Source organism: Kitasatospora sp. NPDC097691 (genome assembly GCF_040302665.1).
Lineage (GTDB): Bacteria > Actinomycetota > Actinomycetes > Streptomycetales > Streptomycetaceae > Kitasatospora.
Genome location: NZ_JBEORY010000052.1, coordinates 16,919 through 34,657 on the forward strand (window position 1 = coordinate 16,919; position 17,739 = coordinate 34,657).

The 17,739-nt window shown below is 72.3% G+C and carries 15 protein-coding genes; 10 read left to right on the forward strand and 5 right to left on the reverse strand.

The features are described from left to right. Nucleotides 1-60 precede the first annotated feature (60 nt). The 5 genes from ABTY56_RS28790 (at nt 61) to ABTY56_RS28810 (ending at nt 7,124) form a co-directional block, all read left to right on the forward strand. Nucleotides 61-879 carry a DUF8175 domain-containg protein gene (locus tag ABTY56_RS28790; protein ID WP_350632140.1) on the forward strand — a complete coding sequence of 273 codons (819 nt, stop codon included), beginning with the start codon at nt 61-63 and terminating at the stop codon, nt 877-879. Next, nucleotides 869-2,149 (forward strand): hypothetical protein, encoded by a 1,281-nt coding sequence (locus ABTY56_RS28795; RefSeq protein WP_502893206.1) that lies wholly within the window; start codon nt 869-871, stop codon nt 2,147-2,149. The genes ABTY56_RS28790 and ABTY56_RS28795 overlap by 11 nt, the downstream gene beginning before the upstream one ends. Nucleotides 2,150-2,156: 7 nt before the next feature. Next, nucleotides 2,157-3,731 (forward strand): SCO6880 family protein, encoded by a 1,575-nt coding sequence (locus tag ABTY56_RS28800; protein ID WP_350632141.1) that lies wholly within the window; start codon nt 2,157-2,159, stop codon nt 3,729-3,731. 57 nt (nt 3,732-3,788) lie between these two features. After that, on the forward strand, nt 3,789-5,138 hold the full coding sequence (locus ABTY56_RS28805) for an ATP-binding protein (RefSeq protein ID WP_350632143.1): 1,350 nt from the start codon (nt 3,789-3,791) through the stop codon (nt 5,136-5,138). A gap of 186 nt (nt 5,139-5,324) precedes the next feature. Beyond that, the gene (locus ABTY56_RS28810) at nt 5,325-7,124 is read left to right on the forward strand and encodes a bifunctional metallophosphatase/5'-nucleotidase (RefSeq protein ID WP_350632144.1); all 1,800 of its coding nucleotides are present in this window, start codon (nt 5,325-5,327) and stop codon (nt 7,122-7,124) included. A 107-nt stretch (nt 7,125-7,231) separates the two neighbouring features. On the opposite strand, the gene ABTY56_RS28815 is transcribed toward ABTY56_RS28810, so the two are convergent. The 5 genes from ABTY56_RS28815 to ABTY56_RS28835 form a co-directional block, all read right to left on the reverse strand. Next, the gene (locus ABTY56_RS28815) at nt 7,232-8,749 is read right to left on the reverse strand and encodes a sensor histidine kinase (protein WP_350632145.1); all 1,518 of its coding nucleotides are present in this window, start codon (nt 8,747-8,749) and stop codon (nt 7,232-7,234) included. Further along, a complete protein-coding gene (locus ABTY56_RS28820; RefSeq protein WP_350632147.1) occupies nt 8,746-9,516 on the reverse strand; it encodes a response regulator transcription factor in 771 nt (256 codons plus the stop codon). Before ABTY56_RS28820 ends, ABTY56_RS28815 begins: the two co-directional genes overlap by 4 nt. 69 nt (nt 9,517-9,585) lie before the next feature. Next, the gene (locus tag ABTY56_RS28825; protein ID WP_350632149.1) at nt 9,586-10,776 is read right to left on the reverse strand and encodes a S1C family serine protease; all 1,191 of its coding nucleotides are present in this window, start codon (nt 10,774-10,776) and stop codon (nt 9,586-9,588) included. 185 nt (nt 10,777-10,961) lie between these two features. Further along, entirely contained in the window at nt 10,962-12,023 is a 1,062-nt protein-coding gene (locus tag ABTY56_RS28830) for a LacI family DNA-binding transcriptional regulator (RefSeq protein WP_350632151.1), read from the reverse strand. 125 nt (nt 12,024-12,148) lie between these two features. After that, nucleotides 12,149-12,880 carry a response regulator transcription factor gene (locus ABTY56_RS28835; protein ID WP_350632152.1) on the reverse strand — a complete coding sequence of 244 codons (732 nt, stop codon included), beginning with the start codon at nt 12,878-12,880 and terminating at the stop codon, nt 12,149-12,151. Nucleotides 12,881-13,578: 698 nt separating this feature from the next. Between ABTY56_RS28835 and ABTY56_RS28840 the strand changes: the two genes are divergently transcribed. From ABTY56_RS28840 to ABTY56_RS28860, 5 genes are all read left to right on the forward strand, one after another. After that, a complete protein-coding gene (locus ABTY56_RS28840; RefSeq protein WP_350525692.1) occupies nt 13,579-13,872 on the forward strand; it encodes a MoaD/ThiS family protein in 294 nt (97 codons plus the stop codon). Nucleotides 13,873-13,877: 5 nt separating this feature from the next. Next, nucleotides 13,878-15,317 (forward strand): hypothetical protein, encoded by a 1,440-nt coding sequence (locus ABTY56_RS28845; RefSeq protein WP_350632154.1) that lies wholly within the window; start codon nt 13,878-13,880, stop codon nt 15,315-15,317. 203 nt (nt 15,318-15,520) lie between these two features. Further along, nucleotides 15,521-16,255, forward strand: coding sequence for an LmeA family phospholipid-binding protein (locus tag ABTY56_RS28850; protein ID WP_350632155.1), 735 nt, complete (start codon nt 15,521-15,523; stop codon nt 16,253-16,255). Between the two features lie 307 nt (nt 16,256-16,562). Then, the gene (locus ABTY56_RS28855; protein ID WP_350517234.1) at nt 16,563-16,643 is read left to right on the forward strand and encodes an Ms5788A family Cys-rich leader peptide; all 81 of its coding nucleotides are present in this window, start codon (nt 16,563-16,565) and stop codon (nt 16,641-16,643) included. Nucleotides 16,644-16,876: 233 nt separating this feature from the next. Then, on the forward strand, nt 16,877-17,713 hold the full coding sequence (locus ABTY56_RS28860; protein ID WP_350632157.1) for a sulfurtransferase: 837 nt from the start codon (nt 16,877-16,879) through the stop codon (nt 17,711-17,713). The last annotated feature ends 26 nt before the right edge of the window (nt 17,714-17,739 follow it).

Consider the following 17,739-nt stretch of genomic DNA (forward strand, 5'->3'; position numbering starts at 1 on the left):
CCCGCCCCGGGTGGAGGCCCCCGGAGCCGCCCCACGGCTCCCCGCACCAGGAGGGCCGCCGTGCCGTTGTCCGACGACCAGCCGCACACCCGAACGCGGCTACCGGTCGGCGAACAGCCCTCCCCACAGCCGAGCCTCCGTCAGTCACGGCCGCTGCGAACCCTGCTGACCGTCCTCGTCGTCGTCACCCTGCTCGTCGTGGCCATCGCCATCGCCAACCGGGGCAAGCCCGCCACCGGCAGCGACGGTGGCCGCTCCGCCGACCACGCCGCCCCCAGCGCGCCCTCCGGCGCCGGCCCCGGCCCCAGCGGCGACCAGCCCGTCGGCACCACCGCCAACGGCATCGCCTCCGGCTTCCCGCACAGCGACCAGGGCGCCCAGTCCGCCGCGGCCAACTACGCGGTGGCGATCGGGTCCGCGGACATGTTCCGCACCGACAGCCGCCACACCATCGTCGCCACCATCGCCGACCCGGGCGCGGCGCCGACCCTGCAGAGCCGACTGGACCAGGGCTTCGGCGGCGACACCGTCGCCCGCTACGGCCTCGACGCCCAGGGCCGCGCCCCCAAGGGCCTCACCTTCGTCAGCCGCACCGTCCCGGTCGGCACCAAGTCGACGGGCTACACCGACAGCGACGCCAAGGTCGAAGTGTGGTGCACCGGCCTCACCGGCCTCGCCGGCGAGCGCTCCGTCCAGCCGGTGACCACGAACTGGTTCACCCTCACGCTCTCGCTGCACTGGACGGGCGGCGACTGGAAGCTCACCGACTTCACTCGGAAGTCGGGCCCGGCTCCCATGCCGGGCGACCAGCAGGCGGCCACAGCGGATGAGATCGCCGGAACAGCAGAGCAGTTCGGAGGGTTCCGCTATGCGCGTTGACGGTGCGGTCGGGCGACGACTCCCTCGATTCGGCCGGGTCGTCACGGCCTTTGCTCTCGTACAGGCCACAGTCATCGGCATGGCGTCCCGGGCCTTCGCGGACCCGACTCCCAGCCCGTCGGCCAGCAATAACTGCGATGTCCTGCCGCTGCCCGGCAGCGACGTCTACTGCGCGTCCAAGCCCGGCGGGTCGATTCCTGGTGGAAGCGGCGTCGGGGCCGTGGCCGATCCGCTCGGGGCGTTGGCGAAGAGTTGTGCGCAGGCGGCGGCGTGGGTGGTGCGGAACCTGTCGGGGGCGATCGACGGGACGACGCAGGTGGACTTCACCAATGCGTCGTTCCTGCAGCAGTACGCCGTGGTGTTCGCCGTGTCGACGGTGATCACGCTGGTGCTGTGGCTGCTGGCGGTGTCGAAGCGGGCGGTGCGGGGTGCGTCGCTGACGACGGCGTTCTCGGAGGCGATCGGCTTCCTGTGGCTGACGGTGGTGGCGTCCGCGTTCACGCCGTTGATCCTGTACACCGTGGTGAGCGTGACGGACGGGCTGACCAAGGCGATCGCGGTCGGGACGAAGACGGACACCGGGTCGTACCTGGGCGGGTTCGCGGACACGTTGGAGAAGGGGAACGTCGGTGGCGGTCCGCTGATCCTGGTGCTGGTGTCACTGGTCGCGGTGCTGGCTGCGGCGGTGCTCTGGATCGAGCTGCTGATCCGGGCGGCGATGCTGTACGTGGGCGCGCTGCTGGGGACGGCGGTGTACGCGGGGCTGGTCGACAAGCAGCTGTGGAAGCACGTGCGCCGGTGGGCCGGGGTGATGCTGGCGGTGGACCTGGCGAAGCCGATCATCGTGATAATCCTGGGCCTGGCGGGCGCGGTGGCGACCGGGGCCGGGGCCAGTGACGACTTCGCCCGGGTGTTGTCGGGGCTGGCGATCCTGTTCCTGTCGATCTTCGCCAGTGCCGCGATCTACCGTTTCGTGCCGGGCTTCGGCGACGAGATCCTGAACATGCGCCAGGCCCGGGCCAATGCGGTGCAGGCGGGTTCGGCGATGATCAACGGCACCGCGAACCTGATGAAGCAGGGCATCACCACCCACGGCGACCGCGGCGGGCAGGCGGGCGCGGGCGGTGGCGGCGGTGGTGCGGGCGGCGGTTCGGTCGCGCCGGGCATCGCCGCCCACGCCGGCCGGACGCCGGCCCCACCGCCGCAGGCCGGGCCGCCGCAGGCCGCTCCGGTCCCGATCCGCGACAGCAATCCAGCGAAGGGAGGGTGACGGGTAAGTGAGCAGCGAACCGCTCGGCCAGTACGGCGCCCAGTACGCCCAGCCGTACGTGCACCAGCGCCGCACCTACCTGATCGGCAAGGCCCGCCCGAACGCGCCGATCGGCCGGAACCGGGAGTCCGGCGAGATCCTGCTGATCATCTTCGGGGCGTTCCTCGGGATGCTCTGGGGCCTGTTGATGCCGATCCTCCCGTTGCGGATCGGCGGTCTGGTCGGCCTGCCGGCGCTCGCCATCGCGGCGGTGTACGTGCCGTACCGCAAGCGGACGTTCTACAAGTGGGTGGAGATCAACCGCACCTACCGCCGGACGGTCCGCAGCGGGCGGGCGCTGTGGCGCTCGGACGTGATGGACGCGGGTACCCGGATGGACGGCCGGGAGGTGGAGGTCGGCCCGCCGCCCGGGGTCGGGCGGCTGCGCTGGCTGACCGCGCCGTTCGGGCCGGACGAGGTCGGGGTGCTGATGCACTTGGAGCGGCGGACGGTGACGGCCGCGATCGAGATCGAGGGCCCGGGCGTCGGGCTGCGCGACTCGGAGGACCAGGAGGCGCTGGTCGACCGGTTCGGCACGCTGCTGAAGCACGTCGCCAACGGGGACGGCTTCGTGACCCGGCTGCAGATCCTGGCCCGGACCCTGCCGGCCGACCCGGACGCGCACGCCAAGGACGTCGAGCGCCGGGGCGACCCGTCCTCGCCGCGCTGGCTGCAGGACTCCTACGACCAGCTGCAGTCGATGGTGTCGACGTCGTCCGAGCAGCACCGGGCGTACCTGGTGGCCTGCATGCACTACACCCGTGACCTCGCCGCCGAGGCGCACGCGATGGGCCGCACGGCGAACGGCCGGCGGGCCAGGGACGACGAGGGGCTGGCGGCCGTGATGGCGCGCGAGCTGACCGACATCTGCGCCCGGCTGGCCGAGGCGGACATCCGGGTGCGCCAGCCGCTGGGCCAGGCCCGGCTGTCCTCGCTGCTGCACTCGATGTACGACCCGGACCACCCGATCGACCACATCCAGGCGATGTCCCGGCGCAACGCCTGGCCGGCCGAGCTGGACGCGACCCACCCGCAGTACCTGCAGGCGAAGACCCGCGAGTCGGTGACGCGGGAGCCGTGGTGCCACGCCACCGCGTGGGTCAAGGAGTGGCCGCTCACCCCGGTGGGCGTCAACTTCCTGGCGCCGCTGCTGGTGCACACCCCGGACGTGATCCGGACGGTCGCGGTGACGATGGACCTGGAGCCCACCGACGTCGCGATCGAGCGGATGCTGACCGAGAAGACCAACGACGAGGCGGAGGCCAGCCGGGCCGCCAAGATGAACCGGACGGTCGACCCGCGCGACCTGGCCCACACCGGCCGGGTGGACCAGCGCGGTGACGACCTGGCCTCCGGCGCGGCCGGGGTGAACCTGGTCGGCTACATCACGGTCTCCTCGCGCAACCCCGACGCGCTGGCCCGCGACAAGCGGACCATCCGGGCCTCGGCCGGCAAGAGCTACCTCAAGCTGGAGTGGTGCGACCGCGAGCACCACCGGGCCTTCGTCAACACCCTTCCGTTCGCCACCGGCATCCGCCGCTGACACCGTCGCGGACCTCCGCACCCGTCCGACCGTTCCGCCGACTCAGGGAGGCCGCACATGGCGCTCGGCAACCTCACCGACGCGTTCACCAGCCTGATGTTCGGCAAGGTGGAGACCACCCGCCTGCCGGTGCGCACCTCCACCGGCCAGGCGCAGGCGGTCTACCTGCCCACCGCCGCGCCGGGGCTGGGCGACTCGGGCGTGATCATCGGCCGTGAGGTGTACAGCGGCAAGGGGTACGTGTACGACCCCTTCCAGCTGTACGGGCAGCAGCTGCCGGCCCCGCACTGGCTGGTGCTCGGTGAGTCCGGCAACGGCAAGTCGGCGCTGGAGAAGACGTACGTGCTGCGGCAGTTGAGGTTCCGTGACCGCCAGGTCGTGGTGCTCGACGCGCAGGGCGAGGACGGCGTCGGCGAGTGGAACCTGATCGCCGAGGCGCTGGGCATAAAGTCGATCCGGCTGGACCCGATGGCCGCCCGGGACGGCGGGGTGAAGCTCAACCCGCTGGACCCGGCGATCACCCAGACCGGTCAGCTGTCGCTGCTGCGCACCATCATCGAGGTCGCGATGGGGCGGGGGCTGGAGGAGCGGGCCGGCTTCGCGCTGAAGGCCGCGCACGCCCACGTGGTGGCCTCGGTGACGGACCGGCAGCCGGTGCTGGACGACATCATCGACATCCTGCGCAACCCCGACCTGTCCTCGGTGGAGTCGCTGGGTGTGGCGGTGGAGGAGGTGCAGTCCTGGGGCCTGGACGTGGCCCTGGTGCTGGACCGGCTGGTGGACGGTGACCTGCGCGGCATGTTCGACGGGTCGACCACCGAGGGCATCGACCTGGACGCGCCGCTGATCGTCTTCGACCTCTCGCACATCGACCGCAACTCGATCGCGATGCCGATCCTGATGGCGATCGTCGGGGTGTGGCTGGAGCACACCTGGATCCGGCCGGACCGGAAGAAGCGCATCTTCCTGGTCGAGGAGGCCTGGCACATCATCAACAGCCCCTTCGTGGCCCAGCTGTTCCAGCGGCTGCTGAAGTTCGGCCGTCGGCTCGGGCTCTCCTTCGTCGCGGTGGTGCACCACCTGTCGGACGTGGTGGACGGGGCGGCGGCCAAGGAGGCGTCGGCGATCCTGAAGATGGCCTCCACCCGGACGATCTACATGCAGAAGGCCGAGGAGGCGCGGGCCACCGGCCGGGTGCTGGGCCTGCCGCGGTGGGCGGTGGAGATCATTCCCACACTTTCGCCGGGCATCGCGGTCTGGGACGTCAACGGGAACGTCCAGGTGGTCAAACACATCATCACCGAGACCGAGCGGCCGCTGGTGTACACCGACCGCGCGATGACCGAGGACGCGGTGGCCGAACGGGTGCGCGCGGAGCGGCAGTTGGCCGCCGAGCCCGGGGTCTGAGGGCGGCTCCTGCGCAGTCCCCGCACCCCGCGGACGGCGATGGTTCGTCAGTAGGTAATCCTCTCGTTACGTTCGACGTCCTGACAGCTACGCGCGTTGACCCTAGGCTTCACACGCGCAACACATGCCCAGACGCCGATGCTGTCCCACAGCCGGTGCTCCTCCGAGGTGCAGGGGACCCCTCTCATGCTCACCGTCAGATCCCGACGGACGGCGCTCGCCGTAGTCGCCGCCGCAGGTCTGCTCGGCACGGTGCTCGTGCCGACGGCCGCCCAGGCCGCCGACGCCAACGCCAAGCGTCACAAGACCGTCAACCTCCAGCTGCTGGCGATCAACGACTTCCACGGCAACCTGGAGCCCCCGGCCGGCTCGTCCGGCACGATCAAGGAGATCGACCCGGCCACCGGCAAGGAGGTCGCGACCCCGGCCGGCGGCATCGAGTACCTGGCCACCGAGCTGCGCAAGGCCCGGATCCCGGCCGACGACTCGATCACCGTCGCGGCCGGCGACATCGTCGGTGCCAGCCCGCTCACCTCGGCCCTCTTCCACGACGAGCCGACCATCGAGGCGATGGACAAGCTCGGCCTGGACGTCACCTCCGTGGGCAACCACGAGTTCGACGAGGGCGCGCAGGAGCTGCTGCGCATGCAGGAGGGCGGCTGCCACCCGACCGACGGCTGCTACGAGCCCGGCCGCACCTTCAAGGGCGCCAACTTCAACTACCTGTCGGCGAACGTCACCGACGAGAAGACCGGCAAGCCGCTGCTGGCCCCGTACTGGATCACCAAGTCCCAGGGCGTGAAGGTCGGCTTCATCGGCGTCACCCTGGAGGGCACGCCGAACATCGTGACCGCCGAGGGCGTCAAGGGGCTGAAGTTCGCCAACGAGGTCACCACGATCAACAAGTACGCCGCCGAGCTCAAGGCCAAGGGCGTCAACTCGATCGTCGCGCTGATCCACGAGGGCGGCTACCCGGCCAGCGCGGTCTACAACTACGACTGCGGCGCGGCCGGGCAGGGCATCTCCGGCCCGATCGTCGACATCGCGAAGAAGATCGACCCGGCGGTCGGCGCCATCGTCACCGGCCACACCCACAACGCGTACGCCTGCACCATCCCCGACCCCAACGGCGTTCCGCGCTCGGTGACCAGTGCCGCCTCCTTCGGCCGGCTCTTCACCCAGATCGACATGAAGCTGGACAAGACCACCGGCGAGATCGTGCGCCCCTCGGTGAAGGCCGAGAACCACGTGGTGCGCCGCACGGTCGAGAAGGCGCCCGACATGACGGCGCTGGTCGACCACTACCAGAAGCTGGCCGCCCCGATCGCCAACCGTCCGATCGGCTACATCGCTTCGGACGTCAACGGCCGCGGCAGCAGCGACCTGGAGAAGCCGCTCGGTGACGTGATCGCCGACGCGCAGCTCGCCGGGCTGGCCCCCGCGGACAAGGGTGGCGCTCAGGTCGCCTTCATGAACCCGGGCGGCATCCGCTCCGACCTGGTCTACAAGGCCTCGGGCAGCGAGGGCGACGGCGTGGTGACCTACGGCGAGGCGTTCACCGTCCAGCCGTTCACCAACATGATGCAGGTCAAGACGCTGACCGGGGCACAGCTGGTCCAGCTGCTCCAGCAGCAGGTGAGCGGCTCCAACGACGCCGCGCCGAAGGTCCTCCAGGTGTCGTCGAACCTGCACTACACCCTGGACATGCGCAAGACCGGCGCGGACCGGGTGCTCGTGGACTCGATCCGGCTGAACGGCGCGGCGATCGACCCGGCCGCCAAGTACCGCGTCGCGGCCAACGAGTTCCTGGCCGGCGGCGGCGACGGCTTCCCGGCCTTCGCGGCCGGCACCGACAAGCTCGTCGGCGCCTCCGACCTGGACCTCTTCACGGCCTACCTGGGCAGCCACAGCTCGGCGAGCGCGCCGCTGCAGGCCCCGGCGCAGGACCGGATCAAGGTCATCGGCCCGGGCAGCGACATCGACTGACCGTGAGCCGGCCCTGAGGGGCGGGTGGGGCGCTGTCGGGGCGCCCCACCCGCCCCTTTCCGTGTTCCCGGGCGCGCCTGTGCGGGGCGCTCCTGTTCCGCCGGCTCCTATTCCGGGCCGTGACCGCCGGGCAGCCGGACGGTGGCCAGCGCGCCCGGACCGCCGTCCGAGGCCGGGCCGAGGGTGACCTCGCCGCCCGCCTCCCGGACGCTCTGCGCGACGATCGACAGCCCGAGACCTGAGCCCGGAAGCTGCCGCGAGGACGGCGAACGCCAGAACCGGTCGAAGACGTACTGGAGCTCGTCCGGCGGGATGCCGGGGCCGTGGTCCCGGACGGTCAACACGCCCTGCTGGAGCCGGACTTCGATGGTCCCACCGGGCGGGCTGTACTTGACCGCGTTGTCCAGCAGGTTGATCACGGCCCGCTCCAGCCCGGCCGCGTCGCCGTGCACGTACCAGGGCTCGGTGCCGGTCTCGAAGACCAGCCCCGGGCCGCGCAGCTTCGCCCGCTCCACGGCCCGCCCGGCGATCTCGTGCAGGGCGACGACGGCGAGGTTCGGGCCCGCCTTGGGGGAGTCGGGGCGGGAGAGCTGCAGCAGGTCGCCGATCAGGACGGTGAGTTCCTGCATCTGCGCCTTCATGTTGCCGAGCAGCTTGGTCTTGGTCGCCGGGGGCAGCGGGCGGCCGGTGTCGTTGCTGCGGATCAGCAGGTCGACGTTGGTGCGCAGGGAGGTGAGCGGCGTCCGGAGCTCGTGGCCGGCGTCGGCGATCAGCCGGGTCTGCCGCTCGCGGGAGTTGGCGAGCGAGGTGCTCATGGAGTTGAACGAGGTGGAGAGCCGCGCGATCTCGTCGTGCCCGTGGACGGGGATGGTGGTGCCGACCTCCTCGGTCCGGGCGATGTGCTCGACGGCGTCGGTGAGCTGGTCGACCGGCTTGAGGGCGGACCTGGCGACCAGCCGGCCGGCTACGGCGGCGAGGAGGATGCCGCCGACGGAGACGGAGCCGAGGAGGATGGCGAGGCCCTGGAGGGACTCCTCGACGGACTGGGTGGGGGTGGCCACCATGACGACGACCGGCACCAGGTACCTGGGGTCGTTGGTGAGCCGGACCAGTGCGGGATCCCCATTGGTGAACCGGCCCTCCCGGATGATCGACTGGCCGGGTTTGAGGCGGAACACGGCGGAGTCCCCCGGCTCGGTGGCGATCGCCTTGGTCGCGCCAGGGGGCAGGCAGACCCCTTTCCCCTCCGCGAGGAACTGGGTGTCCCGGGGGGCCGCTCCGCTGATCTCCTGGAGACTGCCGACGGGTTGGTGATCCAGTGCCTGTTCCGGGGTGCTGTAGCAGACGAGACCGGCTCCCCGGGGAGGCATGGGCAGCGGCGCGCTGGCCAGATCCGCCCGGACCTGGTTGTAGAGCTGCTTCTCCACGATGAACCAGCACGCCAGCGCCGACAGGGCGATGGCCACCGCCACCGCCGCCGCGCTCAGGAAGGTGAGGCGGCTGCGCAGCGAGCGGGAGCGGAGCCAGTGGACCAGGCGCCGCCGGCGGCCGGGGGTGCGGGGCGGGGCCAGGGGCGGGGGCGGCACGGTGCCGCTCCGCACGCCCCGCTCGGCGTGCTCGCTCACGCGCCGACGCCGGCGGCCGCGCGCAGGGCGTAGCCGACGCCGCGTACGGTCTGGATCAGGCGGGGCATGCCGCCCTGCTCGGTCTTGCGGCGCAGGTACATCACGTACACGTCCAGGGAGTTGGAAGAGGGCTCGAAGTCGAAGCCCCAGACCGCCTTGAGGATCTGCTCGCGGGTGAGGACCTGGCGGGGGTGGGAGAGGAACATCTCCAGCAGCATGAACTCGGTGCGGGTGAGTTCGATCGGCTTGCCGGCCCGGGTGACCTCGCGGGTGGCGGTGTTCATCCGCAGGTCGGCGAAGGCGAGCACCTCGCTCTCGTCCTCGGCGGCGGCGCGAGCGGCGGCCTCGGCGGCGAGGGCGTTGCGGCGCAGCAGGGCGCGGACGCGGGCGAGGAGTTCGTCGAGTTCGAAGGGTTTGGCGAGGTAGTCGTCGGCGCCGACGTCGAGGCCGGTGACGCGGTCGCCGACGGCGTCGCGGGCGGTGAGCATCAGCACCGGGACGGTGTCGCCGCGCGAGCGCATCCGGCGGACGGCGGTGAGGCCGTCCATCCGGGGCATCATGATGTCCAGCAGGACGAGGTCGGGCCGGTCGCGTTCGACGGATTCCAGGGCTTCGTAGCCGTCGGTGGCGGTGGAGACCTCGTAGCCCTCGAAGGCGAGGCTGCTCTCCAGGGCGTCCCGGAGGGCGGGTTCGTCGTCGACCACGAGGAGCCGGGCGGAGGGGTGGCCGGGCTCGGCGGGGGTGCGGTCGTCGGCGGACGGGGTCATGGGCGGGTGCCCTTTCTCGTCGGGTGGAGGGGCCTGCTGGGGCCAATTGTCCGTCGTGGGGATTGTGGCTTACAGGTTCTGGCCGGCTTCGAGCTTCGGCAGGACCTGCTTGATGTCGTTCATCGGGATGGCGAAGCCGAGGCCGACGCTGCCGGCCGAGCTGCTGCCGGCGGAGCTGTTGCCGCTGGGTGCGTACATCGCCGAGTTGATGGCGATGACCTGGCCGTTGGCGTTGATCAGCGGGCCGCCGGAGTTGCCGGGGTTGAGGGCGGCGTCGGTCTGGAAGGCCTTGTAGGTGGTGCTGCTGCCGTTGGACTGCGGGGCGGTGCCGCGGGTGCCGGGCAGGAAGGGGAGGCCGAAGCCGCCGTTGGTGCTGGTGCTGCCTTCGTCGAGCTGGACGGTGACGTCGCGGTTCTCGGCGCTGATGATGCCGGAGGTGACGGTGCCGGTGAGGCCGTCGGGGTTGCCGATGGCGACGACCGGGTCGCCGACGGCCACGGTGGAGGAGTCGCCGAGGACGGCGGGGGTGAGGTTGCCGGCGCCGGTGGCGGTGATGACGGCGACGTCGATGGCCTTGTCGGTGCCGGTGACGGTGGCCTGGGCGGTGGAGCCGTCCTTGAAGGTCACGGTGATCCGGCCGCCCGCACCGGCGGTGTCGATCACGTGGTAGTTGGTGAGGATCCGGCCGTCCTTGTCCAGGACGACGCCGGTGCCGGTGGCGGTGCCGTTGCCGCTCTTCACGGTGATCTGGACGACGCTGGGCGAGACGGCGGCGGCGATGGCCGGCACGTCGGCGCTGCCGTCGCTGCGGGCGGAGACCGGGCTGGCGACGGTGGCGACCCGGGTGTCGGCGGACTGCCGGTCGGCGGCGACCACCCCGCCGGTGACCCCGCCGAGGACGGCGGCGACCGCGGCGACGGCGGTCACCAGGGCGAGTCGGCCGCGCAGCATGCCGCGCCGGGCCCGGTTGCCGCGGCGGCCGGGGCCGTCGGGGCCGTCGGGGGAGCCGGGGCCGAGGATGGTCGGCGGCTCGGGCGGGATGGGCGGGGGAGGCGGCGGTCCGTCGAAGCTGCCGCCGGAGTGGTCCTCGCGGTACGCGTACCCGGCCGGGTGGGTGCTGCCCGTGGAGCCGGCGCTTCCCGTGGTGCCGCTGCTGCCCGTGGTGCTGCTGCCGAGCACGGTGCCCTCGATCACCCGGGGCTCGTACGGGCCGTACTGGTCGCGGTACCGGTCGTCGGGGTGCTGCTGCTGTTCGCTCATGCCGACCAAGCTCCGCCTGGTGGATGAGGACTGGATGAGAACCGACTCAGAACGGGGAGAGAAGCCCGTTGGATTCTCATAAAGCCTGGTCAGGTGGCCTGTGGAGCGGAATGGGCGACTCCGGTTCCATTCGGGACCGGCCTGCCGCTCAGGTCCGCGTGCTACCTGCCGCTCCGCTCCGCCTGCTACTGCGCGACGGTGCCCCGGCCGGGCGCGGCTCCGTCGCAGCCGCAGGAGCGGCGGATGACCAGGCGGGAGGGGAACTTGCGGACCCGCTCGGTGTCCGAGCCGGGCACCATCAGCGAGTCGTCCAGCACCAGGTCCACGGCGGCCCGGGCCATCGCGTCGCGGTCGGAGGCGACGGTGGTCAGCGGCGGGTCGGCGAGCGCGGCCTCCGGCACGTCGTCGAAGCCGGCCACCGCGAGGTCCTCCGGGACGCGCAGGCCGACCTCGCGGGCGGCCCGCAGCACGCCGATGGCCTGGTCGTCGGTGGAGCAGAAGATCGCCCGCGGCCGGTCCGGCGAGCTCAGCACGGAGAGGGCGACCTCGTAGGCGCCGTAGCGGTGGAAGGGCGCGTCGATCAGGTGCGGCTCGGTGGGGACGCCGTGCGCGTCCATGGCGCGCTGCCAGCCCTCGACGTGGTCGATGACCGGGTCGCCGGGGGCGGGGGACTCGACCGGGCCGCCGAAGCAGGCGACGTACGGGTGTCCGTGCACTTCCAGCAGGTGGCGGACGACGGCCTCGGCGCCGCCCACGTCGTCGGTGACCACCGCGACGTCGTCGATCGCCTCGGGGCGGCGGTGCAGCAGCACCACCTTGGCGCCCTCCATCGCGGCGAACTCCTCCGCGGCGCGCTGGGAGGGGCCCTGGCTGACCAGGATCAGGCCGGATACGCGCATGCCCAGGAAGGCGCGGACGTAGTGGACCTCGCGGTCGTCCACGTAGTCGGAGTTGCCGATCAGCACGAGCTTGCCGCGCTCGGAGGCGGCGCGTTCCACGGCGTGCGCCATCTCGGCGAAGAAGGGCTGGCGGGCGTCCGGGACGACCATGCCGATCAGGTTGGTCCGGCGGGAGGCCATCGCCTGGGCGACGCTGTTCGGCCGGTAGCCGAGCTGCTCGATCGCCGCGAGGACCTTCTCCCGGGTCGCGGGCGCGACCGGGCGCGGTCCGTTGTTGATGACGTAGCTGACGACCGCGGTCGAGGTACCAGCCAGTCGGGCTACATCGTCGCGCGTCACTTTGGCCACGAGTGGAGTCTACGCGTGTGGTCACCGGGGCGGCAGTGGGACCTGGGGACGCCGCCGGTGGACGGCGGGCGGCTCCGGGATGAACCGGACAAGCCGGGCGGGTGACGGCCCGCCCGGCTCGCCGGTCACGTCTCCAGGGAGGCGGCGGGCCGCTGGGCCGGCTCCGGGCGCTCGCCCTTCTCGGGCTTCTCCGGGACGACGAAGCGGTAGCCGACGTTGCGTACGGTGCCGATCAGCTGCTCGTGCTCCACGCCGAGCTTGGCGCGCAGACGACGGACGTGGACGTCCACCGTCCGGGTGCCGCCGAAGTAGTCGTAGCCCCAGACCTCCTGCAGCAGCTGGGCCCGGGTGAAGACCCGGCCGGGGTGCTGGGCGAGGTACTTGAGCAGCTCGAACTCCTTGAAGGTGAGGTCGAGCGCCCGGCCCTTGAGCTTCGCGGAGTAGGTGGCCTCGTCGACCGAGAGGTCGCCGTTGCGGATCTCCATCGGGCTGTCGTCGGTGACGACCTGGAGGCGGCCGAGGGCCAGCCGCAGCCGGGCCTCGACCTCGGCCGGGCCGGCGGTGTCCAGAAGGACGTCGTCGATGCCCCATTCGGCGGTGACGGCGGCCAGGCCGCCCTCGGTGACCACCAGGATCAGCGGGCAGCCGATGCCGGTGGAGCGCAGCAGCTGGCACAGGCTGCGGATCTGCGGCAGGTCACGCCGGCCGTCGACCAGGATGACGTCCGCGCTGGGGGTGTCCACCAGGGCCGAGCCCTCGGCGGGGGCCACCCGGACGTTGTGCAGCAGCAAGCCGAGGGCGGGCAGTACCTCGGCCGACGGTTGCAGTGCGTTGGTGAGGAGGAGGAGAGAACTCATACCCGGTGGTCCCCTTTCCGGGTCGTCGCGGTCGCGTTACGGCTGCCGCCACAGCCGGATGGCGCACGTGCTGAGGGGGAGGAGAGGAGGACGGGCGCCTGGGGCGTACCGGGGGAGCGGACGGCGCGCAGGGCGAAGGACGGAGAGGAGTGGCGGATCCGCCGGGGGTCCCGCAACCCCTGGCGTACCGTTCCTGCCCTGTCCATCACCGTGAACCCTCCGGTCTGATTCCGGTCCCGGGCGGCGGCCCGGTGCCCGGTGGCGACGTCCCGGCCGAGCGCGGCACGTCGTTGTGCCGCGACGGACGGGGCGGTTCCCGCGCTGCGCCGGGGGTGGGCCGACGAATCGCAAGAACGTCCGTACTGGCGTCCTGAAAGCACAAAAGGACCCGGGGGCGACTCTGCCCGGATCCCTCTTGGTGGTCGAGGATAGCCGACCTCCCGCCGCGCCGGGAGTGTTCGAATCCGGCGGTTCACGCTTTTCGGGCGTGCGCCGGGTGAGCCTGGACACAGCTTCGAGCGCCGCTCCCCACCGGCGGGGCCAGGGCGATTGCCGCTCGTGGCGACGGACACGCCATCATGGGACGCACATCGGCGGCGCAGCGCGGGTCCATCGTTCGGGTGGTCGGGCGGCCGCCCCGGTGGCGAGCCGGACCGGGGCACCGGGGCCGGGCGAGGACGACGAGAAGGGGTGGCCCGATGGGCGCTACCACCGAGCCCGCGAGCGGCGCCCGGGTGCGCGGGACGATCCGCTACTGGGCGGCTGCGAAGTCCGAGGCCGGGCTGGCCGAGGAGCCGTACGAGGCGGCGACCCTGGCGGAGGCGCTGGCGGCGGCCAAGGAGCGGCACGCCGACAAGCCGAAGCTCGTCCGGCTGTTCGGGCACAGTTCGTACCTGGTCGACGGTGCCCAGGTGGGCGGCCGGGACCACGCGACCGTCGCCCTGACCGAGGGCGGGACGGTCGAGGTCCTCCCGCCGTTCGCGGGAGGGTGAGCGGCGTGACCGACATGAACGACCCGAACCGCGGCCCCTACGGCGAGTGGCCGCAGCAGCCCCGGCACCCCCAGGCTCCCCAGGGGTACCCGCAGCACGGGCAGCAGCCCTTCCCGCCGCAGGCGCAGCACGGGCAGCCGCAGCACGCGCAGCAGTCGCCGTACGGCTACCCGGTGGACGACGCCACCGCGACCACGATCCTGCCGCCCGTGCCGGCGTTCGACGACGCGGCCGCGACCAGCCTGTTGCCGCCCGTTCCCGCGATGGACGACGCCGCGGCGACGACGCTGCTGCCGCCCGTGCCGCCGATGGACGACGCCGCGGCCACCACGCTGCTGCCGCCGGTGACGGCCTCCGGCGCGATGCCGGCCGCGCCGCCCGCCGGGCCGCCGCTCCACCCGGGGCAGACTCCTGGGCGGCACCAGGCTCCGGTTCCGCAGTACCAGCCCCCGGCCCCGCAGCACGCGCAGCAGCAGCCGCAGCCCCCGCACGCTCAGCAGCAGCAGCAGCAGCAGCAGCCGGCCCGGGCCCGGGCCCGGCACGCGGCCCCGGCGCCGCAGCCCCCCGCCGCGCAGCAGTCGGCGGAGGCCTTCGACCCGCCGACCATGACGCTCAAGCGACCGCCTGCCCCCGGCCCGGTGGGTCCGGCAGGCCAGGCCGGCCCGGTGGGTGCCCCCGTCCCGCCGCCGTTCGCGGCCGTTCCGGCGCAGCCCGTGCCGCCCGCGGGCCCCGTCCGCCGGACCGGTTCGCCGATCATCGACCCGGGTCTGCAGCCGGCCCTGATCACCGCCGGCGCGGCCGCACTGCTGGCCGGCGGCGCCGCGCTCGGGCAGGTGGCGCTGGCCCTGGTGGTCGCGCTGCTGCAGCTGCTGACGGCGGCCGGCTGGTTCCGGCTGAACGGTATGTGGCCGGCCCGGCAGGGCATCCTGCTCGCCGCGCTGTCCGGGTTCACCGCGGACGCGGCGGTGCTGCTGGCGGACTCCGACGGTGGCGTGGCGGCGGTGGTGGGCACCCTGGGAGGGTTCTTCCTGCTGGTCCTGGTGCTGCAGACGTTCCGCCCGTCGGACCCGAAGGAGCGGTTCTACGCGCTGACCGTGCTGGGTTCGGCCACCGTGGTGACGGCGCTGTGCACCATGCTGCTGCTGGCCGACTGGGTGCCGGCCGGGGTGGGCGCGGTCGCGCTGGCCACCCTGCTGGCGGCGGCGCCGCTGCCCGGCCCGAAGCAGCTGGGCCCGGTCCTGGGCCTGGTCGCGGCCGTGGCGCTGGGCCTGCTGGTGGGTGCGCCGGTGGCGCTCGGTGCGCTCGCCGGGCTGGGGGCGCTGGTCGGCCGCCGGGTCGCGGCGTACGACTTCCCGTCCCGCTTCGTGCACATGACGGCGGGCGTGGCGCTGCCGCTGGCGGTGGCCGCACCGCTGATCTGGATCGCCACCGACCTGTTGGCCTGACGCTCCTCGCGCCGAGGCGCCCCTTCCCGTCGACGTCCCGCCCCGGAACCATGCTCCGGGGCGGGACGTCGTACCGTCGTGCGGGAGCGGGCGCGTTCGGCGGCCGCCACGGAACGGCGAACGACAGCGAACGACCGACAGCGGACAACACCGAACGACCCACAGCGAACGACCCACAGCGACCGGCGACGACGGGGGACACGATGCGCGGATGGCTGAAGGCCACGATCGGCCTGGTGGTGCTCTCCGGCCTCCTGGTGGGCGCCGACCGGATCGCGGTCGGCGTGGCCGAGGACGAGGCCGCCGACCGGATCGTGAAGAGCGGGCGGATGAGCCAGCGGCCGGACGTCTCGATCGACGGCTTCCCGTTCCTCACCCAGGTGCTGTCGATGAAGCTGGACGACGTCCGGATCTCCGCCGACGGCCTGACCGTCGGCGACGGCAGCCACCAGGTCGCGCTGCACTCGTTCAAGGCCAAGCTCGCCGGCGTCAAGGTGAGCGACAGCATGAACAGCGCCACGGTGGACAGCGGCACCGGCAGCGGGGTGATCTCGTACCCGGACCTCGCGCAGCTGCTGCCCCCGGCCTCCCAGCTGCTGCACGGCACCAAACTGCCGGTGGGCAGCAGTACCCGGCTGAGCCTGTCGTACGGCGGGCCGGGCAAGGTCAAGGCCTCGCTGGGGCCGTTCGCGATCGGCGAGGGCACCGTGCACAACGACGGGAACACCGTCACGGTGGACGGCTTCCGGCTGAGCTCCCTGGCGGGGATGTTCGCCGGGATCACCAACCAGCAGATCGAACCGATGAGCTTCACCCTGGACACGCTGCCGGCCGGGCTGAAGCTGGCCGCCAAGGATGGGGACAAGGACGGCGTGATGCCGCTGCCGGAGGGCCTCCAGCTGACCTTCGACGGCAAGGGCGTCAAGCTCCTCGGCTGAGCCCCTGCCGCACCGGCCCGAGTGGCCCTCCGGCGGCCCGCGCCCGCCCGCGACCGCCCGCACCGGCCGCGCCCGCCCACCGTCCCGGGCCGACCCGTCGGATTGCCGAAGCGTTCCGCTCCGCGAGACGCGCTGTCCAGCGCGGACCGCGGAGCGGTGTCGTTTCCGCCCGTTGTGCGCCACCGAGGGGCGGCCCGGCCGGGGCGGACCGACCGGGAAGAGGCCAAATCTCGCAATGCGGCTGTTTTGGTCTCATTATTCGATACGCTGATGACAGCGGGCCGTCGGTGTCCCTAGCATCGTCGGCATGAAGCGACAGACGGACCTCACGAAGCGGCGGGCGGTAGACCTGTGCCGCGTGGCCGCCTGTCTGTGTCGAATGCGCTGACTCGGCATCCCGGCAGGGCAGTTGACGCCCGCCGCCGATCTCTCCGGTGACCGTACCCGGCCGTACTCGCGGGCCGGCGCCGATGTACTCCGCAGTCTCCTGCCCGGCCGCACCGGCCCACCCGTCCTGTCCCAGTATTCGGACATCGATTCGGACCGCATCCGCCCGGGTACCCCTGCAGCACCTCCTGAGCAGCACCTTCCGCCAACCGCCCTCGGATGGAGAACACCACCATGAGCCGCAGCGACGTCCTGGTCGACGCCGACTGGGTCCAGGCCCGCCTGGACGACCCGAAGGTCGTCATCGTCGAGGTCGACGAGGACACCTCCGCGTACGACAAGAACCACATCCGCAACGCCGTCCGGATCGACTGGAAGAAGGACCTCCAGGACCCGGTCCGCCGCGACTTCATCGACCAGGCCGGCTTCGAGGCGCTGCTCAGCGCCAAGGGGATCGCCAACGACGACACCGTCGTCCTGTACGGCGGCAACAACAACTGGTTCGCCTCGTACGCCTACTGGTACTTCAAGCTGTACGGCCACGGCGACGTCCGCCTGCTGGACGGCGGCCGCAAGAAGTGGGAGCTGGACTCCCGCGACCTGGTCTCCGAGGTGCCGGCCCGCCCCGCGACCGAGTACACGGCGCAGGCCGCCGACTCGTCGATCCGCGCCTTCCGCGACGACGTGATCGCCGCCATCGGCAACCTCAACCTGGTCGACGTCCGCTCGCCCGACGAGTTCTCCGGCAAGCTGCTGGCCCCGGCCCACCTCCCGCAGGAGCAGTCGCAGCGCCCCGGCCACGTGCCGAGCGCCCGCAACATCCCGTGGGCCAAGAACGCCAACGACGACGGCACCTTCAAGAGCGACGACGAGCTCAAGGCGCTGTACGAGGCCGAGGGCATCGACCTGGCGAAGGACACCATCGCCTACTGCCGCATCGGCGAGCGCTCGGCGCTCACCTGGTTCGTGCTGCACGAGCTGCTCGGCCAGGAGAACGTCAAGAACTACGACGGTTCGTGGACCGAGTACGGCAGCCTGGTCGGCGTGCCGATCGAGCTCGGCAACAACTGAGCCCCCGGCTCGACCCGTAAGTCAGA